The sequence below is a fragment of the Streptomyces sp. NPDC035033 genome, from assembly GCF_040636735.1.
Lineage (GTDB): Bacteria > Actinomycetota > Actinomycetes > Streptomycetales > Streptomycetaceae > Streptomyces.
In genome coordinates, this window is sequence record NZ_JBEZUZ010000060.1 from 24,694 (window position 1) to 46,767 (window position 22,074).

18 protein-coding genes are annotated in these 22,074 nt (G+C 74.8%); 7 read left to right on the top strand and 11 right to left on the bottom strand.

What is annotated here, in order from left to right; all coding sequences use genetic code 11:
* Window positions 1–27 precede the first annotated feature (27 nt).
* Genes AB0E83_RS23110 through AB0E83_RS23120 form a run of 3 tightly spaced genes read right to left on the bottom strand, consistent with a single transcriptional unit; the run spans window position 28 to window position 2,242 of the window.
* Window positions 28–1,017: an asparaginase domain-containing protein gene (locus tag AB0E83_RS23110; protein ID WP_362114920.1), complete on the bottom strand. Its 990-nt coding sequence runs from the start codon at window positions 1,015–1,017 to the stop codon at window positions 28–30.
* A complete protein-coding gene (locus tag AB0E83_RS23115) occupies window positions 1,017–1,343 on the bottom strand; it encodes a chorismate mutase (RefSeq protein WP_362114923.1) in 327 nt (108 codons plus the stop codon). Before AB0E83_RS23115 ends, AB0E83_RS23110 begins: the two co-directional genes overlap by 1 nt.
* Before the next feature lie 11 nt (window positions 1,344–1,354).
* On the bottom strand, window positions 1,355–2,242 hold the full coding sequence (locus tag AB0E83_RS23120; RefSeq protein WP_362114926.1) for an AraC family transcriptional regulator: 888 nt from the start codon (window positions 2,240–2,242) through the stop codon (window positions 1,355–1,357).
* 84 nt (window positions 2,243–2,326) lie between these two features.
* On the opposite strand from AB0E83_RS23120, the gene AB0E83_RS23125 reads away from it, so the two are divergent.
* A complete protein-coding gene (locus tag AB0E83_RS23125; protein ID WP_362114929.1) occupies window positions 2,327–4,090 on the top strand; it encodes a beta-galactosidase family protein in 1,764 nt (587 codons plus the stop codon).
* A 61-nt stretch (window positions 4,091–4,151) separates the two neighbouring features.
* Here the strand turns inward: AB0E83_RS23125 and AB0E83_RS23130 are convergent, their stop codons facing one another.
* Window positions 4,152–4,940: a serine protease gene (locus AB0E83_RS23130; RefSeq protein ID WP_362114932.1), complete on the bottom strand. Its 789-nt coding sequence runs from the start codon at window positions 4,938–4,940 to the stop codon at window positions 4,152–4,154.
* Window positions 4,941–5,161: 221 nt separating this feature from the next.
* Between AB0E83_RS23130 and AB0E83_RS23135 the strand changes: the two genes are divergently transcribed.
* From AB0E83_RS23135 to AB0E83_RS23150, 4 genes are all read left to right on the top strand, one after another.
* Complete coding sequence (locus tag AB0E83_RS23135) at window positions 5,162–6,067, top strand: hypothetical protein (RefSeq protein WP_362114935.1); 906 nt, start codon at window positions 5,162–5,164, stop codon at window positions 6,065–6,067.
* Window positions 6,068–6,122: 55 nt separating this feature from the next.
* Window positions 6,123–6,881, top strand: coding sequence for a class I SAM-dependent methyltransferase (locus AB0E83_RS23140; protein ID WP_362114938.1), 759 nt, complete (start codon window positions 6,123–6,125; stop codon window positions 6,879–6,881).
* A gap of 51 nt (window positions 6,882–6,932) precedes the next feature.
* On the top strand, window positions 6,933–8,402 hold the full coding sequence (locus AB0E83_RS23145) for an ankyrin repeat domain-containing protein (RefSeq protein ID WP_362114941.1): 1,470 nt from the start codon (window positions 6,933–6,935) through the stop codon (window positions 8,400–8,402).
* A gap of 227 nt (window positions 8,403–8,629) precedes the next feature.
* A complete protein-coding gene (locus AB0E83_RS23150; RefSeq protein ID WP_362114944.1) occupies window positions 8,630–9,520 on the top strand; it encodes a tyrosine-protein phosphatase in 891 nt (296 codons plus the stop codon).
* Window positions 9,521–9,526: 6 nt separating this feature from the next.
* Here the strand turns inward: AB0E83_RS23150 and AB0E83_RS23155 are convergent, their stop codons facing one another.
* The 7 genes from AB0E83_RS23155 to AB0E83_RS23185 all read right to left on the bottom strand — a co-directional run bounded on the left by AB0E83_RS23155 (window position 9,527) and on the right by AB0E83_RS23185 (window position 19,569).
* The gene (locus tag AB0E83_RS23155) at window positions 9,527–10,144 is read right to left on the bottom strand and encodes a TetR/AcrR family transcriptional regulator (RefSeq protein WP_362114947.1); all 618 of its coding nucleotides are present in this window, start codon (window positions 10,142–10,144) and stop codon (window positions 9,527–9,529) included.
* Window positions 10,145–10,183: 39 nt separating this feature from the next.
* Window positions 10,184–10,696, bottom strand: coding sequence for a pyridoxamine 5'-phosphate oxidase family protein (locus AB0E83_RS23160; protein ID WP_362114950.1), 513 nt, complete (start codon window positions 10,694–10,696; stop codon window positions 10,184–10,186).
* A gap of 121 nt (window positions 10,697–10,817) precedes the next feature.
* The gene (locus AB0E83_RS23165) at window positions 10,818–11,195 is read right to left on the bottom strand and encodes a VOC family protein (protein ID WP_362114953.1); all 378 of its coding nucleotides are present in this window, start codon (window positions 11,193–11,195) and stop codon (window positions 10,818–10,820) included.
* Window positions 11,196–11,305: 110 nt separating this feature from the next.
* The gene (locus AB0E83_RS23170) at window positions 11,306–12,025 is read right to left on the bottom strand and encodes a VWA domain-containing protein (protein ID WP_362114956.1); all 720 of its coding nucleotides are present in this window, start codon (window positions 12,023–12,025) and stop codon (window positions 11,306–11,308) included.
* A 188-nt stretch (window positions 12,026–12,213) separates the two neighbouring features.
* Window positions 12,214–13,674, bottom strand: coding sequence for a glutamate synthase subunit beta (locus AB0E83_RS23175; RefSeq protein WP_362114959.1), 1,461 nt, complete (start codon window positions 13,672–13,674; stop codon window positions 12,214–12,216).
* Window positions 13,667–18,241, bottom strand: a complete 4,575-nt coding sequence (gltB, locus tag AB0E83_RS23180; protein WP_362114962.1) for a glutamate synthase large subunit — start codon at window positions 18,239–18,241, stop codon at window positions 13,667–13,669. Before gltB ends, AB0E83_RS23175 begins: the two co-directional genes overlap by 8 nt.
* Window positions 18,242–18,840: 599 nt before the next feature.
* Entirely contained in the window at window positions 18,841–19,569 is a 729-nt protein-coding gene (locus AB0E83_RS23185) for a VIT1/CCC1 transporter family protein (protein ID WP_362114965.1), read from the bottom strand.
* 277 nt (window positions 19,570–19,846) lie between these two features.
* Here AB0E83_RS23185 and AB0E83_RS23190 point away from each other — a divergent pair, with 277 nt between their 5' ends.
* Together AB0E83_RS23190 and AB0E83_RS23195 are read left to right on the top strand one after the other, a co-directional pair.
* The gene (locus AB0E83_RS23190; protein ID WP_362114968.1) at window positions 19,847–20,839 is read left to right on the top strand and encodes an ADP-ribosylglycohydrolase family protein; all 993 of its coding nucleotides are present in this window, start codon (window positions 19,847–19,849) and stop codon (window positions 20,837–20,839) included.
* Window positions 20,836–22,074, top strand: a 1,239-nt coding sequence (locus AB0E83_RS23195) for an ADP-ribosylglycohydrolase family protein (protein WP_362114971.1), incomplete at its 3' end; no start/stop codon positions are given. The genes AB0E83_RS23190 and AB0E83_RS23195, both read left to right, overlap by 4 nt.

The window sequence follows — 22,074 nt, forward strand, 5'->3', positions numbered from 1 at the left end:
GCGCGGATCCGCGGGCGCGGCCGGCCGTCACGCGAGGCCGGTGCCGTCGAGGTGGGCGAAGGCGGCGGTGATGCGGGGGCGGTCGTACCCGCCGGGGCCCGCGGCGCCGCTGGAGACGAGGGCGGCGAGGAGGAGCCGGGCCTTGGCGGGGTCGAGCGGGCCGGCCGGGACGAGGCCGTGGCGGAGGAGGTCGTGCTCGGAGCCGGGGCCGCGGTAGGTGTCGCTGAGGCCGGTGCCCGCCCCGGTGCGGGAGGCGAGGACGACCGGGACGCGGCGGGCGATCTCGGCGAGGGGTTCGACGAGCCAGGCGGGGGCGTGGCCGGCGCCGAAGGCGGCGACGACGAGGCCCTGGAAGCGGTCGTCGACGGCGGAGAGGAGTTCGCCGCGGTCGCCGAGGCTCAGGGTGACCAGGGCGATCCGTACGGCCGGGTCGTAGGAGAGCCGGCGGGGGGCGGTGGGCACGGTGGGGCGGAGCAGGATCCGCGGGGTGCCCTCGACGACGGTGCCGAGGGGTCCGGCGCCGGGCGAGGCGAAGGCGGCGACCGAGGTGGTGTGGGTCTTGCGGGCGTGCCGGGCGGCGTGGATCTCGTCGGCGAGGACGACGAGGACGCCGAGGCCGCGGCAGGCGGGGTCGGCGGCGACGGCGAGCGCGGCGGCGAGGTTGGCGGGGCCGTCGGCGCCGGGCAGGTCGGGGCGGCGCATGGCGCCGGTGACGGCGATGGCGGCCCGGTCGGTGGGGCAGAGCAGGTCGAGGAGGAAGGCGGTCTCCTCCAGGGTGTCGGTGCCCTGGACGACGACGACGCCGGAGCCGGCGGCGACGGTCTCGTTCACCTCGGCGGCGAGGGCGGCGAGGTCCTCGGGGACGAGGGTGGAGGAGGGGAGCCGGCGGAAGTCGCGGAGTTCGACGTCCTCGGGGGCGCCGAGGGCGGCGAGGACCTCCGGGCCGGTCATGCGGCTCGCGTCACCGCCGCGCGCGGAGATCGTCCCGCCGAGGGTGAAGACGGTGACGCGGGCCATCAGCGCGCTCCGTCCGCGATCGTCTCGTGGTGGCGGATGACCTCGGCGATGATGAAGTTGAGGAGCTTCTCCGCGAAGGCCGGGTCCAGTTTGGCGCTCTCGGCGAGCTCCCGCAGCCGGGCGATCTGGCGGGCCTCGCGGGCCGGGTCGGCGGGCGGCAGGTGGTGCTCGGCCTTGAGGACGCCGACCTGCTGGGTGCACTTGAAGCGTTCGGCGAGCATGTGGACGACCGCGGCGTCGATGTTGTCGATCGACTCGCGCAGCCGGGTCAGCTCGGCGCGGACGGACGGGTCGATCTCGCTGGCGTCGTTCCTGGTGTCGCTCATGGTCAGCGAGCTTAGACGGAGTCTCCGGTGAGGGTGGGCGGGCGTTCGGGATCCGGAACGCGGTCGCTCCAGCCGCCGTGGACGGCGCGGCCCTGTTGTTCGCGGAAACGGACGGGGGCGAGTCCGACCCTTCGGGTGAAGAGCCGGGAGAAGTAGGCGGGGTCGTCGTAGCCGACGCGGCGGGCGACGGCGGCGACGGGCAGCTCGGTGGCGGCGAGGAGCTCCTTGGCGCGGTCGAGCCGGACGGTGAGCAGGTAGTCCTTGGGGCTGCGGCCGGCGGCCCGGCGGACGGCGGCGCGCAGCTCGGCGGGGGTCATGCCGTGCCGGGCGGCGTGCTCGGCGACGGAGAGCGGCTGGAAGGCGTCGCGGGCGAGGGCGGCGAGGACGGGGTCGCCGTCGGCGCCGGTGCCGGCGCGGGCGCGGCGCAGGGCGACGAGGAGCTCGTGGACGGCGGCGGCGGTCTCGACCTCCAGGAGCGGGTTGCCGGGCCGGGCGGCGCGGGCGATGCGGCCGACGGCGGCGCGGGCGGGGGCGGCGTCGGTGAGGGGGACGACGGGCCGGTCGGGCTCGATGTAGCCGAGTTCGGTGTAGGTGGCGGTGGCGGGTCCGGTGAAGTCGGCGAAGGACTCGTCCCAGCCGGTGGCGGGGTCGGCGCCGTAGTGGTGGGGGACGCCGGGGGTGAGCCAGAGCAGGGCGGGGGCGGCGACGGGCGTGCGGCGGCCGTCGGCGGAGCGGTACCAGCCGCGGCCGGCGGAGACGACGACGGCGACGTGGTGGTCGAGGGTGCGGGGGCCGACGACGGGGAGCCTGCCGTGCTGGAGGCCGACGCCGAGGCAGACGAGGCCGAGGCCGTGGTGGACGGGGGCGGGCGTGAAGTAGCGCATCCAGGTGTGGTACATCCCGTGGCCCGCCCCTTCTAACGTCCAAACTGCGACGATCTTTGTCCATGGACCGGCCCGCCGCCAGGGGGTGAGGGTGCGGCCATGAGCACGTTCGCTGTGGGTGACGAGGACTTTCTGCTCGACGGGCGGCCGGTGCGGCTGCTGTCGGGGGCGCTGCACTACTTCCGGGTGCACGAGGGGCACTGGGGGCACCGGCTCGGGATGCTGCGCGCGATGGGGCTGGACTGTGTCGAGACGTACGTGCCGTGGAACCTGCACGAGCCGGAGCCGGGCCGGTACGCCGATCCGGGGGCGCTGGGCCGTTTCCTGGACGCGGTGGCGGCGGCCGGGATGCGGGCGATCGTGCGCCCGGGGCCGTACGTCTGCGCCGAGTGGGAGAACGGCGGGCTGCCGCACTGGCTGACGGGTCCGCTGGGCCGGCGGGTGCGGACCCGGGACCCGGAGTTCCTGGGGCCGGTGGAGGCGTGGTTCCGGCGGCTGCTCCCGCAGGTGGTGGCGCGGCAGGCGGACCGGGGCGGTCCGGTGCTCATGGTCCAGGTGGAGAACGAGTACGGGAGTTACGGGAGTGACGCCCGCTATCTGGAGTGGCTGGCGGGGCTGTTGCGGGAGTGCGGGGTGACGGTGCCGCTCTTCACCTCGGACGGGCCCGAGGACCACATGCTGACGGGCGGTTCGGTGCCGGGGGTGCTGGCGACGGCGAACTTCGGCTCGGGCGCGGCGGAGGGGTTCGCGGCGCTGCGCCGGCACCGGCCGTCGGGGCCGCTGATGTGCATGGAGTTCTGGTGCGGCTGGTTCGACCACTGGGGCACGGAGCACGTGGGCCGGGACGCGGCGGACGCGGCGGAGGCGCTGCGGGAGGTCCTGGAGTGCGGGGCGTCGGTGAACGTCTACATGGCGCACGGGGGCTCGAACTTCGGCGGCTGGGCGGGCGCGAACCGTTCCGGCGGCCTGCACGACGGCCGGCTGCTGCCGACGGTGACCTCGTACGACTACGACGCGCCGGTGGACGAGTGGGGGCGGCCGACGGAGAAGTTCCACCGCTTCCGGGAGGTGCTCGCGCCGTACGCGGCGGGGCCGCTGCCGGAGGTGCCGGAGCCGCCGGCCCGGCTGGCGGCCCCGGCGCGCGCGGACCTCGCGGAGTGGGCGGCGCTGGGCGCGGTCCTGGGCGTCCTGGGCGGCGCGGAGGCGGAGACCGGGGCGCCGCCGTCCTTCGAGGAGCTGGGCGTGGACCGGGGTCTGGTGCGGTACCGCTTCTTCGTGCCGGGTCCCCGGCAGCCGTATCCGCTCGCGGTGACGGGGCTGCGGGACCGGGCGCAGGTGTGGGTGGACGGCGTCCTCGCCGGGGTGCTCACCGAGGAGGACGCGGTGCTGCCGGAGCCGGTGGCGGGCCCGGCCGTGGTGGACCTGTGGGTGGAGTCGCTGGGCCGGGTGAACTACGGGCCGCGGCTCGCGGAGCCGAAGGGGATCACCGGCGGGCTGCTGCACGAGCGGCAGTACGTGCACGGGGTGCGGACCCGGGGGCTGCGGCTGGACGCGTTCACGGCGGAGGCGGTGGGCCGGGTGCCGTTCCGGGCGGCGGCGGAGCGGTACGACGGGCGGGGCCTGTACCGGGCCTCGGTGGAGGTGGCGGGCGCGGGGGACGCGGAGCTGCGGCTGCCGGGCGCGGGCCGGGGCTTCGTCTGGGTGAACGGCTTCTGCCTGGGCCGGTACTGGCCGGCGGCGGGCCCGCAGGAGGGGCTGTTCGTGCCGGGGCCGGTGCTGCGGGAGGGCGCGAACGAGGTGTGGGTGCTGGAGGTGGAGCCGGCGGCGGGCGGGGGCGGGCCGGAGGCGGTGGAGCTGGGCTGAGGGGACGTACGGGGAAGGGCCCCGGGGCGCTGTGCCGCCCCGGGGCCCGGCCCGTGGGGGGTTACAGCGTGGCCGCGGCGGACTTGATCGCGGCGGCGAAGGTCGAGACCTCCGTGTAGACGCCGGGGTAGCCGGCCCGGGCGCAGCCCTCGCCCCAGCTCACGATGCCGACCTGGATCCAGGCGCCGGCGTTGTCCTTGCGGAACATCGGGCCGCCGGAGTCGCCCTGGCAGGTGTCGACCCCGCCCTGGCTGTAGCCGGCGCAGATCTCCTCGGACGGGACGAGGTCGCTGCCGTACGCGGCCTGGCAGGAGGCGTCCGAGACGAAGGGGACGTTCGCCTTGAGCAGGTAGCGCTGCTGGGAGCCGCCCTCGCGGGCGGCGCCCCAGCCGGCCACGGTGAAGGTGCCGCTGTTGTACGCGGTGGTCTCGGCGATCTTCAGGGTGGGCAGCGAGGTGATGGGGCTGGCGAGCTTGATCAGCGCCCAGTCCTTGCCCTTGCCGTTGTAGCCGGGGGCCTGGAGGACCTTGGTGGAGCGGACCTTGATGGCGCTGCTCGACTGGAGGTCGACGACGCCGGCGGTGGCGGTGATGGAGGTGTTGGTGCCGGAGCCGCTGACGCAGTGGGCGGCGGTGAGGACGATCTGGGGGGTGAGCAGGGAGCCGCCGCAGCCCATGGAGAGCCGGACCATCCAGGGGAACTCGCCCTGGGCGGCGCGGGTGCCGCCGACGACCGGCGTGGGGGCGGCGGTGGCGGTGGAGACGGGCTGGAGGCTGAGCGCGGCGAGAGCGACGGCGCCGGCCGCGGCGAGTTTCTGCAGGGTGCGGACGAGTCGGTTCTTCTTCTGCACGGTCTGCCTTCTCTCGTGGGGGGTTGACGCATGGGGGGTGCGGCCCCGACGGCGGGTCGCGCACGGGATCCGGGCCGGCGGCCCGGAGTGACATGCGCCCGTCAAGGCATGTCCGGAGTATGGACAACCTCCAACTCCCGCCACAAGAAAGCCTTTTCGGCCAGAGCCCGCGGTGCGGGACCGCCGCCGGACCGTACAGTGGGGCGAGGGGGTGAGCGCGCGTGACGGACCGCCGCGGGACCGGCCGGACCGGCGAGGACGCCTACGGGGTGGAGCGCGGCTTCCCCCACCGGGAGGCCGTGCGCGCCTCGCTCACCGCGCTCTACCGGCGCCTCGGCCCCACCGGCGTCGGCCGGTACGCGACCAGCGTGGCCGCCGCCGACGTGGCCCTCTCCCCCGCCGAGGACCCGCTCCTCGGCGCCACCCGGGCGGCCGGCGCCCTGGTCCGCCACCTGCGGCTCCCGGAGGCCCGGATGGTGGTCTCGTTCCGGGCGATGGAGCACGCCGCCACCGTCGAACTCGCCGCCGGGCCGGAGTACTCCGTCGAGCTGAACGAGCGCTTCCGGACCCGGACCCGGGACATCGGCGCGGCCCTCGCCCACGAGATCGCCCACGTCCTGCTGCACCGGCTGGACCTCCGCTTCCCCGACACCGGACGGAACGAGATCCTCACCGACGTGGCCACCGCCTACCTGGGCGCGGGCTGGCTGCTTCTCGACGCCTTCCGGCAGGACGGCGCCGAGAGCCAGAAGCTCGGCTACCTGACGCCGGAGGAGTTCGGCTGGGTGCTCGCGCAGCGGGCCGAGCTCTTCGGCGAGGACCCCTCGCCGTGGTTCACCGGCCCGGCCGCCTACGAGGCGTGGCGGCGCGGCCGGGCCGAGGCCGAGCGGGAGCGGCGGCTGCCGCCGCTGGCCTCGGCCGGCCGGCTCGCCCGGCTCCGCTACGCCCGGGAGCGGCGCCTGGGGCGGGCCGCGCCCGGCGCCCCGTACGCCTTCGACGGCGGCGCGCCCGCCACCGGGGTCGCCTTCCCCTGCCCGGTCTGCCGGCAGCGGCTGCGCGTCCCGGCGGGCCGGACCCTGCGGGCCCGCTGCCGGCTGTGCGGGACGGTCCTCGACTGCGCCGGGTGAGGAGGCCGGCGGAAAAGACCGCGCACGTCACGGCCCCGGCGGGGACAATACGGGCATGGTACGGAGTTTCGAGGAACTGGTGGCGGAGGCCGAGGCGGCCCCGATGGAGGGCTGGGACTTCTCCTGGCTCGACGGACGGGCCACCGAGGAGCGTCCCTCCTGGGGCTACCAGCGGCTGATGGGCGAGCGGATGGGCGCGGCCTCGGCCGCGCTGGACATCCAGACCGGCGGCGGGGAGGTGCTGGCCGGGGTGCCGAAGCTGCCGCCGCTGGTGGCGGCCACCGAGTCCTGGCCGCCGAACGTGGCGAAGGCGACCCGGCTGCTCCACCCCCTCGGCGCGGTCGTCGTCCACGACGAGGACGAGCCGCCGCTGCCCTTCGGCGACGCCGCCTTCGACCTGGTCGTCAGCCGCCATCCGGTGACGGTGTGGTGGGAGGAGATCGCGCGGGTGCTGCGCCCCGGCGGCACCTACCTCTCCCAGCAGGTCGGCCCCGCCAGCGTCTTCGAGCTGGTCGAGTACTTCCTCGGGCCGCAGCCGGAGGAGGTCCGCCGGGCCCGGCACCCCGAGGACGCGCGGCGGGCCGCCGAGGCGGCCGGCCTGGAGGTGGTGGACCTGCGGGCGGAGGCGCTGCGGACCGAGTTCCGGGACGTGGGCGCGGTGGTCTGGTTCCTGCGCAAGGTGATCTGGATGGTGCCCGGCTTCACGGTGGAGGCGTACCGCGACCGGCTGCGCGAGCTGCACGAGCGGATCGTCCGGGAGGGCCCCTTCGTCGCGACGACGGCCCGCTTCCTCGTCGAGGCCCGCAAGCCCTGAGCCGGACGGGCGGATTTGCGCCGGGAGCCGATGGCGGGTCAGGGTCGGTGCATGAGCACGCTGTTCGAGGCCATCGGTGACGGGGACGAGGACGCGGTCGTGCGGGCGCTGCGCGCCGGGGCGGATCCGGAGGCCGTCGACGACGACGGGGAGACCGCCCTCTACCGGGCGGCGGTCGCCGACGAGCCCGGGATCGCGCGGCTGCTGCTCGCCGCCGGGGCCGACCCCGGCCGGGCGAGCGGCCCGGACGGCGGGGACCTGCCGCTGTGCGGGGCGGCCTGCGGCGGCCACACGGGGACGGTGCGGGCGCTGCTCGCGGCGGGTGCGCCGCCCGACCAGGAGGAGGAGTTCGGCTTCACGGCGCTCGCCTGGGCGGTGCGGCTCGGCCACGCGGAGACCGTACGGGCGCTGCTCGGCCACGGCGCCGATCCCGACCGGCCGGGGCCCGACGGGCTGGCCCCGCTGACCGCCGCCGCCCGGCGCGGCTCCCCCTCCTGCGTCCGGGCGCTGCTCGACCACGGCGCGCGGGGCGCGGCGCCGGCGCTGCGGGAGGCGCGGCGGTGGATCGGCGTGGACGTGGCGGCCGAGCTGCGGCGCGGCCTGGTCGCCGGGAACGGCGGCGGGGAGACGTACGAGGCGGTGGTGCGGCGGGTCCGGGAGGACGGCGGGGTGACCGTGGTGGTCGAGCTGCTGCGGGAGGACGGCCGGCCCGGGCGCGGCGACGAGCGGCAGACCGGGCACGCGGCCGTCGCGACCCTCCTGGAGGCGGCGCTCGGCCGGCGCACCCCGCACGAGGAGCTGGCGGCGCGGGCGCTGCGCTGCGGGGACCCGGAGCTCGACGACTGGACGACGGCGGTGGCCGAACTCGCCGGGCGGGCCGACGAGGAGACCTTCGTGGCGGCGGCCGGCTGGTGCGCCTACCGCGATCCGCTGCGGCAGGCCCTCGGCGCGCGGGTCCTCGGGGCGCTGCCCGGGTTCGCGGCGAGCGCGGTGCCGGTGCTGCGGCGGCTGGCCGGGGAGGCGGGCCCCGGGCGGGAGCCGGTGCTCTCGGTGGTGACGGCGCTCGGGGCGTGCGCGGACCCGGCGGCGGTGCCGGAGCTCCTCGCCGCGGCGGCCCACCCGGACGCGGAGGTGCGGCGGGCGGCGGCGGGCGCCCTCGCGGGGCTCGTGCCCGCCGGGGACATGGAGGCCCTGGGGGTGCTGCTCGGGCTGAGCCGGGACGGGGACGCCCGGGTGCGGGACTGGGCGGTGCTGGCCCTCGCCGAACTGCCCGACGACATCCCGCTCGTCCGGGAGGCGCTGGCCGAGCGGCTCGCCGACCCCGATCCGGAGACGGCGGCGGAGGCGGCCCGGGGCCTGGCGATCCGTCAGGACCCGCGGGCGGTGGAGGCGCTGGCGGCGATCCTGGCGGACGGCGACCCGGACGGCGCGCCCTGGGAGACGGCGCTCGCCGCCCTGGAGTTCGTGCGCGACGCCCGGGTCAGGACCCGGCTGGAGTGGACGCCCCCGCGCCGTCGCTGACGGCGCGGCTCAGGGGTCCCGTTTCCCGCTGAGCGGGAAGCCGGCCCCGGACGGGCGTCCGCGGCGCGCGCACCCCTCCCCTCCTCCGCCCCCGGCTGCTACGTTCCTCACCCAGCGGCCGCCGCCTAACAAATGTTTGGCAGGAGAGCGGCCGATCCGCCCCGCGCGGACCCGGTGCCGAGCCGGGTCCGGCCGGGCCCCCACCGGCACCCGTGAGGGAGACAGCCATGCCCCTGTCGAGACGCGCCCTGCTGAGCACCGCCGGAGCCGCCGCCGCCCTGGCGCTCGCCCCGTCCACCGCCGCGGCCCGGCCCCGGACCGCCGCCCCGATCCGGCAACTCCCGCTGCGGGGCGCGGTCAACGTCCGCGACCTGGGCGGATATCCGACGTACGACGGCGGGCGGGTCCGGTACGGGCTCGTCCACCGGGGCGACCACCTCGGGAAGCTGACCGACGCCGACCTGACCGCCCTCGGCGGGCTCGGGCTCGCCCGGGTGATCGACTTCCGGATCTCCGCGGAGGTGGCGCACGACGGCGCCGACCGGCTGCCCGCCGGGGTCGCGGCCGTCTCCCGGCCGATCACCGACCGGGGGCTGTTCGAGCGGCTCATGGCCGCGATCGGCTCCCGCGACCCGGTGCGGCAGGAGGAGATGCTGGGCGGCGGCCGGGCGGCGGCCTTCATGACGGAGGTGTACCGCGGCTTCGTCACCGACGCCGCCAACCGGGAGGCGTTCGGGCGGACCCTGCGCGAGCTCGCCGCGCCCGGCGCCGGCCCGGTGCTCTACCACTGCACCTCGGGCAAGGACCGCACCGGCTGGACGAGCTGGCTGCTCCTGCGCCTCGCCGGCGTGCCGGAGCGCTTCGCCACCGGGGACTACCTGGCCTCCAACACCTTCCGCGCCGCCCACGACGCCCGCGTCCGCGAGGGCCTGAGGCAGGGCGGGCTCATGCGGGACCCGGAGCTGATCGTGCCGCTCCAGGAGGTCCGCCGGGAGTACCTGGACGCGGCCCTCGCCGAGGTCCGCGCCGGCTACGGCGGCCTCCACCGCTACGCGACGGCCGGCCTGGGCCTGGCCCCGCGCACCCTGGCGGGCCTGCGGGAGCGGCTGGTCGGCTGACGCCCTTCAGAGGCGGACGGCGATGCCGTCGAGGACCATCGACAGGTACTGGCGGGCGATCTCCTCGGGGCTGTGCCGGCCGCCCGGCCGGTACCAGGAGGCGGCGACCCAGACGGTGTCGCGGACGAAGCGGTAGGTGAGCCGGACGTCGAGGTCGGCGCGGAAGACGCCGTCCCCGACGCCGCGCTCCAGCGTGCCGAGCCAGGCCTTCTCGAACCTGCGCTGCGAGTCGGCGAGGTACTGGAAGCGGGGCAGGTCGGTGAGGTGCCGGGACTCCTTCTGGTAGATGGCGACGGCGGCGCGGTGCCGGTCGATCTCGCGGAAGGACTCGGTAACGAGGGCCTCGATGGTCTCCCGGGGGCCCAGCCCGGCGGCGAGCACGGTGTCGTACCCCTCCCAGAGCTCGGTGAGGAAGGTGGAGAGGATCTCGTCGAGCATCGACTCCTTGGAGTCGAAGTGGTAGTAGAGGCTGCCGGCGAGCATCCCGGCGGCGTCCGCGATCTTGCGGACGGTGGTGGCGTTGTAGCCCTGGGCGGCGAAGACCTCGGCGGCGGTGTCGAGGAGTTCGCGGCGCCGCTCGGGCGCGGCGACGTTCGCCTGGTTCTTCTTCTTGGTCGCTGACACCCGTCCATTGTCGTCGGTCCGCCGCCCGCTCCGACGGGCTCAGCCGTCCTCGCGCGGCGGGGCGTCGTCGTTGCCCCGCCGCAGCGTGCGGAGCGCGCGGCCGGGCCGCCAGGTGGTGAAGTGGATCTCGTCGCCCTTCACCCAGGTCCGGACGACCTCGGAGGGCTCCACCCGGAAGAGGTGGAAGGGCAGTGGGGCCCCGGCCCCGGCGGCGTACCGCGCCACCTCGTCCGGGTCGGTGATCTCGACGGCCCGCCCGGAGATCCGCACGTCCCCGCCGCCCATGTCGGTGCCCGCGCCCGGGTTGGCGAGCAGGGAGAAGCGCGGATCGCGGCGCAGGTCGAGGGCCTTGCGCGAGTTCGGCATCATGCCGAGCCACAGCTCGCCGTCCCGGAAGTCGGCCTCGATGCCGCTGAGCCGCGGCGAGCCGTCCCGCCGCAGGGTGGCGAGGGCGTGGTGGGTGTACCGGCCGAAGCGTTCGCGTACGGTCGCGGCCAGTTCGGGCTCGGCGGCCTCGAAGGCCGGCCAGGGGAGGGTTCCGGTGTCGCGCATGGTTCCAGGGAACACCGGATACCCGACATCTACTGTCCGGATTGCTCCGGACGCTCACGGCGACCCGCTCCGGACGGTCCCGGCGGCCCGGAGACCGCCGGGAGCGGTGGCCCGGGGGCCGTCAGGAGGCGTCCCGCTCCGCCTTGCTGCGCTCCACGCAGAACTCGTTGCCCTCGGGGTCGGCCAGGGTCGCCCAGCCCGTGCCGTCCGGCCTGCGGTGGTCGCCGACGAGGGTCGCGCCGAGGGCGAGCAGGCGCTCGACCTCCTCGTCGCGGGTGCGGTCCTGCGGCTGGAGGTCGAGGTGGATCCGGTTCTTGACCGTCTTCCCCTCGGGCACCTGGATGAAGAGCAGGTCCGCCCCCGCCGACTCGACCACGGCCTCGGGGTCGCCGGGGTGGTCGTCGTCGGAGAGCCGGCCGTCCAGCACCTTCGCCCAGAACCCGGCGAGGACGTAGGCGTCGGCGCAGTCGATGGTCACGTGGCGTACGAGAGAACTCATGCGCCCATGATCCTCCAGAGGCCCGACGGCGACCACCGGTTTCCCGGCGGCCCGTCAGGAGCGCGCCTCCGGGGACGAGCGGTTCGCCCGGCCGTCGGCCGCGTGAGGTCTCAGGAACGGACGATGCCCTGGGCGCGGGCGGCGGCGAGCCAGCGGGGGAACTCGGCGACCAGCCGGTCGTACAGCTCCGCGTCCGCGACCCGGCCGGGGTCCTTCCCGGCGTGGAAGAAGCCGGAGTTGTCGACGCACCGGCGCTCGGGGACGGCGAGTTCGTCGAGCCGGCGCAGGAAGTCGAACTGCTTGCTGCCGGGGTCACCGAAGCCGACGAACTGCCAGAAGATCGGCAGCCGGGCGGCCTTGCAGACGTACCGCTCGGCGGCGAGCCGGTTGACGGGGCCGCCGTCGGTCTGGAAGACGACGAGCGCGGGCGCGGTGGCCCCGCTGTCGAGGTAGTGGTCGATGACCGCGTCCATGGCGAGGTGGTAGCTGGTCTTCCCCATGTGGCCGAGGCCGGCGACGATCCGCTCGACCCGGCCCTCGTGGTCGTCGAGCCGGATCTCGGTCTCGGCGTCGACGTCGGTGGAGAAGAAGACGACCGGCACCCGTCCGTCGTCGTCGAGCTGGGCGGAGAGCCCGAGCACCCGGTCGGCGAGGGCCTGGACGCTGCCGTCGCCGTAGTACGGCTTCATCGAGCCGGAGTAGTCGACGACGAGGTAGACGGCGACGCGCTGCCCGTCGACGCCGTGCCGGCGCAGCGACTCCCCCGCCGTCCTGTACAGGCCGACCAGCGCGGGCGCGGTCTCCTCGACCTTGCGCAGGCTCAGTGCCATGGGGGCCTCTCCTCGTGTCCGTCCGCCTCTGCTGGAGGACGGCGGACCGGCGGGGACGGTTCCGTCCCGGCCGCCCGTCCCGGCGCCCCGGCACACGGCGACGCCCGCCCCTCAGTCCGTGGTCGGGGACGGGGCGGGCGTCGCTCGGTTCCGTACGCCGTTGTACGGGACGTCCGGTGGGCGGTGCGTCAGACCAGCAGGGCCCGGTCCGTGGGACGGATCGGGGCCGGCAGGGAGCTGGCGCCGGTGAGGTAGCGGTCCACGCCGCGGGCGGCGGAGCGGCCCTCGGCGATGGCCCAGACGATCAGCGACTGGCCGCGGCCGGCGTCGCCGGCGACGAAGACGCCGTCGACGTTGGTGGCGAAGTCGGCGTCGCGGGCGATGTTGCCCCGCTCGTCGAGCTCGACGCCGAACTGGGAGACCAGGCCGTTCTGCACGTCGGTGCCGGTGAAGCCCATGGCGAGGGTGACCAGCTGGGCGGGGATCTTCCGCTCGGTGCCCGGCTTCTGGGTCAGCTTGCCGTCGACGAACTCGACCTCGACCAGGTGCAGGAACTGGACGTTGCCGTCCTCGTCGCCCTCGAAGTGGGTGGTGGAGACGGAGTAGACCCGCTCGCCGCCCTCCTCGTGCGCCGAGGTGACCTTGTACAGCATGGGGAAGGTCGGCCAGGGCTGGCCGGCGCTGCGCTCCTCGCCCGGCTTCGGCATGATCTCCAGCTGGGTGACGGAGGCCGCGCCCTGGCGGTGGGCGGTGCCGACGCAGTCGGCGCCGGTGTCGCCGCCGCCGATGACGACGACGTGCTTGCCCTCGGCGGAGATCGGGGAGGCCACGAAGTCGCCCTCGACCACCTTGTTGGCGAGCGGCAGGTACTCCATCGCCTGGTGGATGCCCTTGAGCTCGCGGCCGGGGACCGGCAGGTCGCGGGCGGTGGTGGCGCCGGCGGCGACCACGACCGCGTCGAACCGCTTGCGCAGGTCGGTGGCGGTGATGTCGCGGCCGACCTCGACGCCGGTGCGGAACTTGGTGCCCTCCGCGCGCATCTGCTCGATGCGGCGGTTGATGTGCCGCTTCTCCATCTTGAACTCGGGGATGCCGTAGCGCAGCAGGCCGCCGATGCGGTCGGCGCGCTCGTACACGACCACGGTGTGGCCGGCCCGGGTCAGCTGCTGGGCGGCGGCGAGGCCGGCCGGCCCGGAGCCGATGACGGCGACGGTCTTGCCGGAGAGGCGCTCGGGGATCTGCGGCTTGACGTCGCCACCGTCCCACGCCTTGTCGATGATGGAGACCTCGACGTTCTTGATGGTGACGGCCGGCTGGTTGATGCCGAGCACGCACGCCGACTCGCACGGGGCCGGGCACAGGCGGCCGGTGAACTCCGGGAAGTTGTTGGTGGCGTGCAGGCGCTCCTGCGCCGCCGACCAGTCCTCGCGGTAGGCGTAGTCGTTCCACTCGGGGATCAGGTTCCCGAGCGGGCAGCCGTTGTGGCAGAACGGGATGCCGCAGTCCATGCAGCGGCCGGCCTGCTTGCTGATGATCGGCAGCAGGGAGCCGGGGACGTAGACCTCGTTCCAGTCGCGGACGCGCTCCGCGACGGGGCGGGTCCGGGCGACCTCGCGGCCGGTGGTGAGAAAGCCCTTCGGGTCAGCCATGGGTCGCCGCCTCCATCATCTTCTCGGTGGTCTCCTGCTCGGAGAGACCGGCGAGCTCAGCGGCGTCCTTGGCGGCGAGCACGGCCTTGTACGTGGTGGGGATGATCTTGCTGAAGCGGCTCACCGCCGCGTCCCAGTCGGCCAGGAGCTTCTCGGCGACGGTGGAGCCGGTCTCCTCCTGGTGGCGGCGCACGACGTCGTGCAGCCACGCCTTGTCGGTGTCCGACAGCTCCTCGATCGCTCCGTGGTTGCCGGAGTTGACGTTGGACCGGTCGAGGTCGATCACGTAGGCGACGCCGCCGGACATGCCCGCCGCGAAGTTGCGGCCGGTCTCGCCGAGGACGACCGCCGTGCCGCCGGTCATGTACTCGCAGCCGTGGTCGCCCACGCCCTCGGAGACGACCAGGGCGCCGGAGTTGCGGACGCAGAAGCGCTCGCCGGTGCGGCCGCGCAGGAACAGCTCGCCGCCGGTGGCGCCGTACGCGATGGTGTTGCCCGCGATGGTGGAGTACTCGGCCAGGTGGTCGGCGCCCCGGTCGGGGCGGACGATCACGCGGCCGCCGGAGAGGCCCTTGCCGACGAAGTCGTTGGCGTCGCCCTCCAGGCGGAGGGTGACACCGGCCGGCAGGAAGGCGCCGAAGGACTGGCCGGCGGAGCCGGTGAAGGTGAGGTCGATGGTGTCGGCCGGGAGGCCGGCGCCGCCGAACCTCTTCGTCACCTCGTGGCCGAGCATGGTGCCGACCGTGCGGTTGATGTTGCGGATGGCGACCTGGGCGCGGACCGGCTGGGCCTCCTCGGCGGAGGCGGCGTTCAGCGCCTCGGCGGCGAGCTGGATCAGCTGGTTGTCGAGCGCCTTCTCCAGGCCGTGGTCCTGCTCGACCAGGGCGTGGCGGACCGCGCCCTCGGGCAGCTCGGGCACGTGGAAGAGCGGGGCCAGGTCGAGACCCTGCGCCTTCCAGTGGTTCACGGCGCGGCTGGTGTCGAGGAGCTCGGCGTGGCCGACGGCCTCCTCGATCGAGCGGAAGCCCAGCTCGGCGAGGAGCTCGCGGACCTCCTGCGCGATGAACTCGAAGAAGTTGACGACGTACTCGGCCTTGCCGGAGAAGCGGTCGCGGAGGACCGGGTTCTGGGTGGCGATGCCGACCGGGCAGGTGTCGAGGTGGCAGACGCGCATCATGACGCAGCCGGAGACGACGAGCGGCGCGGTGGCGAAGCCGAACTCCTCGGCGCCGAGCAGCGCGGCGATGACGACGTCGCGGCCGGTCTTCAGCTGGCCGTCGGTCTGGACGACGATCCGGTCGCGCAGGCCGTTGAGGAGCAGCGTCTGCTGGGTCTCGGCGAGGCCGAGCTCCCAGGGGCCGCCCGCGTGCTTCAGCGAGGTGAGCGGGGAGGCGCCGGTGCCGCCGTCGTGGCCGGAGATGAGGACGACGTCCGCGTGGGCCTTGGACACGCCGGCCGCGACCGTGCCGACGCCGACCTCGGAGACCAGCTTCACGTGGATGCGGGCCCGCGGGTTGGCGTTCTTGAGGTCGTGGATCAGCTGCGCCAGGTCCTCGATGGAGTAGATGTCGTGGTGCGGCGGCGGCGAGATGAGGCCGACGCCGGGCGTCGAGTGACGCGTCTTGGCCACCCACGGGTAGACCTTGTGGCCGGGCAGCTGGCCGCCCTCGCCGGGCTTGGCGCCCTGGGCCATCTTGATCTGGATGTCGTCGGCGTTGACCAGGTACTCGGAGGTGACGCCGAAGCGGCCGGAGGCGACCTGCTTGATCGCGGAGCGGCGCGCCGGGTCGTACAGGCGCTCCGGGTCCTCGCCGCCCTCACCGGTGTTCGACTTGCCGCCGAGCCGGTTCATGGCGATGGCGAGGGTCTCGTGCGCCTCCTGGGAGATGGAGCCGTACGACATGGCGCCGGTGGAGAAGCGCTTGACGATCTCGGAGACCGGCTCGACCTCGTCGACGGGGATCGGCGTGCGGCCCTCGGTGGCGAAGCCGAACAGGCCGCGGAGCGTCATCAGGCGCTCGGACTGCTCGTTCACCCGGTCCGTGTACTTCTTGAAGATGTCGTACCGCTTGTTCCGCGTGGCGTGCTGGAGGCGGAAGACGGTCTCCGGGTCGAAGAGGTGCGGCTCGCCCTCGCGGCGCCACTGGTACTCGCCGCCGATCTCCAGGGCGCGGTGCGCCGAGGCGATGCCGGTGGCGGGGTACGCCTTGGCGTGGCGGGCGGCGACCTCCTGGGCGACGACGTCGAGGCCGGCGCCGCCGATCTTGGTGGCGGTGCCGTTGAAGTACCGGGCGACGAACTCCTCGTCGAGGCCGACGGCCTCGAAGACCTGGGCGCCGCGGTAGGAGGCGACGGTGGAGATGCCCATCTTCGACATGACCTTGAGGACGCCCTTGCCGAGGGCGTAGATCAGGTTGCGGATGGCCTGCTCGGGCTCGATGTCCGAGAGGAAGGTGCCGGCGCGGAGCAGGTCCTCGACGGACTCCATGGCGAGGTACGGGTTGACCGCCGCGGCGCCGTAGCCGATGAGCAGGGCGACGTGGTGGACCTCGCGGACGTCACCGGCCTCGACGAGCAGGCCCACCTTGGTGCGCTGCTTGGTGCGGATGAGGTGGTGGTGGACGGCGGCGGTGAGCAGCAGCGACGGGATCGGCGCGTGCTCGGCGTCGGAGTGCCGGTCGGAGAGGACGATCAGGCGGGCGCCGCCCTCGATCGCCGCGTCGGCCTCGGCGCAGATGGCGTCGATGCGGGCGGCCAGCGCCTCGCCGCCGCCGGAGACCCGGTAGAGGCCGGAGAGGGTCACGGCCTTCATGCCGGGCATGTCGCCGTCGGCGTTGATGTGGATGAGCTTGGCCAGCTCGTCGTTGTCGATCACCGGGAAGGGCAGGGTGACCGAGCGACAGGAGGCCGAGGTCGGGTCGAGCAGGTTGCCCTGGGGGCCGAGGGAGGAGCGCAGGCTGGTGACCAGCTCCTCGCGGATGGCGTCCAGCGGCGGGTTGGTGACCTGCGCGAAGAGCTGGGTGAAGTAGTCGAAGAGGAGCCGGGGGCGCTCGGAGAGGGCGGCGATCGGCGAGTCGGTGCCCATGGAGCCGATCGGCTCGGCGCCGGTGCGGGCCATCGGGGCGAGGATGACGCGGAGCTCTTCCTCGGTGTAGCCGAAGGTCTGCTGGCGGCGGGTGACCGAGGCGTGGGTGTGCACGATGTGCTCGCGCTCGGGGAGGTCGGAGAGCTCGATCTCCCCGGTCTCCAGCCACTCCGCGTACGGCTGCTCGGCGGCGAGGCCGGCCTTGATCTCGTCGTCCTCGATGATGCGGTGCTCGGCGGTGTCGACGAGGAACATCTTGCCGGGCTGGAGGCGGCCCTTGCGGACGACCTTGGCGGGGTCGATGTCGAGGACGCCGACCTCGGAGGAGAGGACGACGAGGCCGTCGTCGGTGACCCAGTAGCGGCCGGGGCGCAGGCCGTTGCGGTCGAGGACCGCGCCGACCTGGACGCCGTCGGTGAAGGTGACGCAGGCGGGGCCGTCCCAGGGCTCCATCATCGTGGAGTGGTACTGGTAGAAGGCGTGCCGCGCGGGGTCCATGGAGTCGTGGTTCTCCCACGCCTCGGGGACCATCATCAGGACCGAGTGGGGCAGCGAGCGGCCGCCGAGGTGGAGCAGCTCCAGGACCTCGTCGAAGGAGGCGGTGTCGGAGGCGTCCGGGGTGCAGATCGGGAAGATCCGGTCCAGGCCCTTGCCGGCCTTGCTCTCGCCGAAGACGTCGGTGGCGAGCTGGGCCTCGCGGGCGGTCATCCAGTTGCGGTTGCCCTTGACCGTGTTGATCTCGCCGTTGTGGGCGACGAAGCGGTACGGGTGGGCGAGCGGCCAGCTCGGGAAGGTGTTGGTGGAGAACCGGGAGTGGACGAGGGCGATGGCCGAGGTCAGGCGCCGGTCCGACAGGTCCGGGAAGAAGGGCTCCAGCTGCCCGGTGGTGAGCATGCCCTTGTAGACGATGGTGCGGGCGGAGAGCGAGGGGAAGTACGTCGCGGCCTCGCGCTCGGCGCGCTTGCGCAGCACGAACGCCTTGCGGTCCAGCGCGATGCCGGTGGACTCCCCGTCTGTCACGAAGACCTGGCGGAAGACCGGCATGGTGGAGCGGGCGGAGGCGCCGAGCAGGTCGGGGGCGACGGGGACCTCGCGCCAGCCGAGGACGGTGAGGCCCTCGTCGGCGGCGATCGCCTCGATGGCGGCGGCGGTCTCGTCGGCGGTGTCGACCGGGAGGAAGGCGGTGCCCACGGCGTACGCGCCGGCCTCGGGCAGCGCGAAGCCGGTGACCTCGCGGAAGAAGGCGTCCGGGATCTGGAACAGGATGCCGGCGCCGTCGCCGGAGTCCGGTTCGGAGCCGGTGGCGCCGCGGTGTTCGAGATTGCGCAGTACGGTCAGCGCCTGCTCGACCAGCTCGTGGCCGGCCACACCGGTGAGGGTGGCCACGAACCCGACACCGCAGGCGTCGTGTTCGTTACGGGGGTCGTACATGCCCTGGGGGGCGGGGCGACCGTCCATGGGCGACCAGGCGTCGGAACGCATCGGCTCTCCCGTCGTCGTCGTGGCATATAGAGCTGCCGAGGGACGACGTTGGCCCTCCGCGAAAGTTCGTGCAGGTTACATGATGACGGGCTTCTCGCCTAGTGGATAGCTCGTTCCACCATGCGGACACCTCCGACACGGAGCGGTGGTGTGCGTTCACCTGTTCTCTCGGGGTGCGGGGCCGGCGACGGCATCGTGACCGCCCCGCGGGGGACGGAGCCGTACCGGCCCGTCCGGGGAGGGCTTCATTGCCCAACGACGCTTCTGCCTCATTCCCTGGGGTCACGGGTTCGAAACCGCTGGGTAACCGGCTAGATATGTGGCGTCGTGCATAGTGTCTCACCGCCGCGGGGATTCCGACCAGGGATATTCGTCACAGCGAGAATGCGGCCTTCGTCCCGAAAAGTCACCCCGAAAAGCCCGAAAGGCCCCTTGAGGGGCCTCTCGGGCTTCCACGGCGGTGCGGAATCCGTTCCGCCGGAACGCGGATTCCGTACCGCCGGCCGCCGGCGCGGAGGGGGCACGGGGGCGAGGTCGCGGACGCGGGCGGGGGCGGGGGAGCGAAGTCGCGGACGCGGACGGGGGGCGCGGGGCGCCCGCTACAGCGCGGCTCCGATGAGCATGCCCAGGCCGTACGTGACGGCCGCCGCGGCACCGCCGAGCACCAGCTGGCGCAGACCGCTGAACCACCAGCCGCGCGCGGTGACCCGGGCGACCAGCGCGCCGCAGGCGAAGAGGCCCACGAGGGCGAGCAGCACGGCCGGCCAGAGCGCGGTGGCGCCGAGCAGGTACGGCAGCACCGGCAGCAGCGCGCCGAGCGCGAAGGACCCGAAGGACGAGACGGCGGCGACGACCGGCGACGGCAGGTCGTCGGGGTCGATGCCCAGCTCCTCGCGGGCGTGGATCTCCAGCGCCTGCTCGGGGTCCTTCGACAGCTGCATGGCGACCTCGCGGGCGAGCGCGGGCTCGACGCCGCGGGAGACGTAGAGGGCGGCCAGCTCCTCCATCTCGTCGATCGGGTGCTTGCGCAACTGGCGGCGCTCGACGTCCAGTTCCGCCTGGACGAGCTCGCGCTGCGAGGCGACGGAGGTGTACTCGCCGGCGGCCATGGAGAAGGCTCCGGCCGCGAGGCCGGCGAGGCCGGCGACGACGACGGTCTGCGAGGAGACCGCGCCGCCGGCGACGCCGGTCATCAGGGCCAGGTTGGAGACCAGTCCGTCCATCGCGCCGAAGACCGCGGGCCGCAGCCAACCGCCGTTCACGTCGCGGTGGGTGTGGTTGTCGCGGTGGGCCTCGTGCAGTGGCGCCTGGGCTTCGATGATGGACATGGTTCTCCCCTCGGTCCGGCGGGCCGGGTCGCACCCGCCGCCCCCAACACCCTCGAAAATACGCCCGATGTAAGGGGCGCGCCAGCAAGGCAGGCCGTACTTACTAAGGCCCGCCTCAGTGTGGTGACGCTTACTTGACGCCTCGTCAGCGCCCTGCGCCCCCCTGACAGACGGGTGACAGAAGCGCCCGGGCGGCGAGTCGGCGGCCCGCCGTGGCACAGATCCAGGCGAAGGGGTACCGCCGAAAAGGTGCCCGCACCGAGGAAGGGGCGCGGAGATGGTGACCACGACATGCGACACCCGTGAACGGGCGAGAGGGGCGCTCCTCGGCCTCGCCGTCGGCGACGCGCTCGGCGCCCCCGCCGAGAACATGAAGCCCTCGGAGATCCGGCGCCGGTGGGGCCGGATCGAGGGCTTCCTGACGGACCGTCCGGCGGGGACCGACGACACCGAGTACGCGATCTTCTCGGCGCTGCTGCTCGCCCGGCACGGCTCGGCCCTCACCGTCGCCCACGTCGAGCGGGCCTGGCACCACTGGATCGCCGACCTCGACGAGGGTCCCTTCCGGGGCGCCGGCTTCTCGGAGCGGGGCACCCTGGAGAACCTCCGGCGCGGCCTGGCGGCCCCCATCTCCGCCCAGCACCGCCACGCGTGGTCGGACGGGCTGGCCATGCGGGCCGCACCCTTCGGCGTCTTCGCGGCCGGCCGCCCCGAGGAGGCGGCCCGACTCGTCGCGATCGACGGCAGCGTCAGCCACGAGGGCGAGGGCATCTACGGCGGCCAGGCGGTGGCGGCGGGGGTCGCGGCGGCGATGTCCGGCGCGACCGTCACGTCCGTGATCGCGGCGGCCCTCTCGGTGATCCCCATGGACTCCTGGACGGCCCGCTCGCTGCGCCGCGCGGTGGTCGCCGCCCAGCGGGTCCAGCCGGACCCGCTCACCCGCGAGCGCCAGGTCCGCTCGGCGGTCGTCATCGGCGGCTACCCCTGGACCGACCTGGCCCCCGAAGCCGTCGGCCTCGCCTTCGGCGCCTTCGCCGCGGCCCGCGGCGACTTCCGCACCGCGGTCCTGACCGCCGTCAACATGGGCCGCGACGCCGACACCACGGCGGCGGTGGCCGGCGCGCTGGCCGGCGCGGCGGGCGGCCTGTCGGCCATCCCCGACGCGTGGGCCACCGCCATCACCCCCGTGACGGGCAGCTGCCTCCCCTCCATGCGCGGCTACCACGTCCTGGACGTGGCCGACCTCCTGACCGGAGAGGACCCCCGATGAGCACCGACCTGAACCACCCCGCACCAGCCGTGGACCATCGTTCCGCAGGGCGTGGGGCTCCCCCCTCCGGGGAAGGGCGGGCACAGCCCCCGACGGCGGGCACCGCCCCGCCGGACCTCTCCCCGGCGCCGGGCACCGCCCCGGCGGCCGCCGCGCCGCACGGCACGGGCACCCGGGGCGCCCCCCACGAGACCCCGCGGTCCGCGCCGCCGCGCGGGGCGGGCCGCGACAGGATCGAGGGCCTCCTCCTCGGCCTCGCCGCGGGCGACGCCGCCGGCTGGCCCGCGGCACGCCACCGCGCCGCCCGGATGCCCGAGTGGACCCGCCGCCTCACCCGCGAACTCGACACCTTCGCGGAGCAGAACGCGACGACCACCCTCCCCGTCCCGATCGCCCTCAACCAGCCCCCCGAGCCCCTCCGCCTCGGCCCCTCCGACGACGCCGAGTGGGCCGCCTTCACCGCCGAGGCGGTGCTCGCCGCCGCCGGCCCCCTCTTCGCCGCCCTCCCCCCGGAGCGCCGCCTCCGCGCCGCCGTGGACCTCGCCTGGAACCACCTGGCGGGCCAGGTCGCCGCCGCCGCCGACCGCGCCCCCGAGGTCGAGTCCGCCGTCCTCCCGCTCCGCGCCCGGATCTCGGTCCGGGCCGGCCTCGGCAACCTCGCCACCGGCCTGCGCCCACCGGCCACCGGCCACGACAACCCGCACTACTTCGACGACGCCGCCTGCGTCCGCGCCGCCGTCCTCGCGGTCGTCCACCCCGGCGACCCGCGCGCCGCCGCCGCCCTCGCGGAGGTCGACGCCCGGTACACCCAGGACGGCGACGGCGTGCACGGCGCCCGCGCCACCGCGGCGGCCGTCGCCGCGGCCCTCGGCGGCGCGGACCCCGACACCGCCGTGGAGGCCGCCCTCGCCGAACTCCCGCCCGTCACCGAGATCGGCCGCAACGCCCGCCACGCCGTGAAACTGGCCCGCACCGCCGACACCGCCTTCGAACTGGTCCCGCTCCTGGAGCACCAGATCGTCGACCACGTCTACAGCTACGGCATCGCCGCCGCCGAGACCGTCCCGGTCGCGCTGGCCCTGACCGTCGCCGCGCGCGGCGCGATGACGGCCGCGGTCCCGGCCGCCGCCTGCCTCTCCCGGGTCGCCGACTCCGCGCCCGCGCTGGCCGGCGCGCTCACCGGCGCGCTGGGCGGCGGCCGTTCGGTCCCGGCGAGCTGGCGGGACGCCTGCCGG

What these genes read in the sequence shown, in the direction of transcription:
- AB0E83_RS23145 (WP_362114941.1), top strand. Translation starts at nt 6,933, where the DNA reads ATGAGCACGCTGTTCGAGGCCATCGGTGACGGGGACGAGGACGCGGTC.
- AB0E83_RS23110 (WP_362114920.1), bottom strand. Translation starts at nt 1,017, where the DNA reads ATGGCCCGCGTCACCGTCTTCACCCTCGGCGGGACGATCTCCGCGCGC.
- AB0E83_RS23190 (WP_362114968.1), top strand. Translation starts at nt 19,847, where the DNA reads ATGGTGACCACGACATGCGACACCCGTGAACGGGCGAGAGGGGCGCTC.
- AB0E83_RS23125 (WP_362114929.1), top strand. Translation starts at nt 2,327, where the DNA reads ATGAGCACGTTCGCTGTGGGTGACGAGGACTTTCTGCTCGACGGGCGG.
- AB0E83_RS23170 (WP_362114956.1), bottom strand. Translation starts at nt 12,025, where the DNA reads ATGGCACTGAGCCTGCGCAAGGTCGAGGAGACCGCGCCCGCGCTGGTC.
- AB0E83_RS23150 (WP_362114944.1), top strand. Translation starts at nt 8,630, where the DNA reads ATGCCCCTGTCGAGACGCGCCCTGCTGAGCACCGCCGGAGCCGCCGCC.
- AB0E83_RS23115 (WP_362114923.1), bottom strand. Translation starts at nt 1,343, where the DNA reads ATGAGCGACACCAGGAACGACGCCAGCGAGATCGACCCGTCCGTCCGC.
- AB0E83_RS23165 (WP_362114953.1), bottom strand. Translation starts at nt 11,195, where the DNA reads ATGAGTTCTCTCGTACGCCACGTGACCATCGACTGCGCCGACGCCTAC.
- gltB (WP_362114962.1), bottom strand. Translation starts at nt 18,241, where the DNA reads ATGCGTTCCGACGCCTGGTCGCCCATGGACGGTCGCCCCGCCCCCCAG.
- AB0E83_RS23185 (WP_362114965.1), bottom strand. Translation starts at nt 19,569, where the DNA reads ATGTCCATCATCGAAGCCCAGGCGCCACTGCACGAGGCCCACCGCGAC.
- AB0E83_RS23175 (WP_362114959.1), bottom strand. Translation starts at nt 13,674, where the DNA reads ATGGCTGACCCGAAGGGCTTTCTCACCACCGGCCGCGAGGTCGCCCGG.
- AB0E83_RS23120 (WP_362114926.1), bottom strand. Translation starts at nt 2,242, where the DNA reads ATGTACCACACCTGGATGCGCTACTTCACGCCCGCCCCCGTCCACCAC.
- AB0E83_RS23160 (WP_362114950.1), bottom strand. Translation starts at nt 10,696, where the DNA reads ATGCGCGACACCGGAACCCTCCCCTGGCCGGCCTTCGAGGCCGCCGAG.
- AB0E83_RS23140 (WP_362114938.1), top strand. Translation starts at nt 6,123, where the DNA reads ATGGTACGGAGTTTCGAGGAACTGGTGGCGGAGGCCGAGGCGGCCCCG.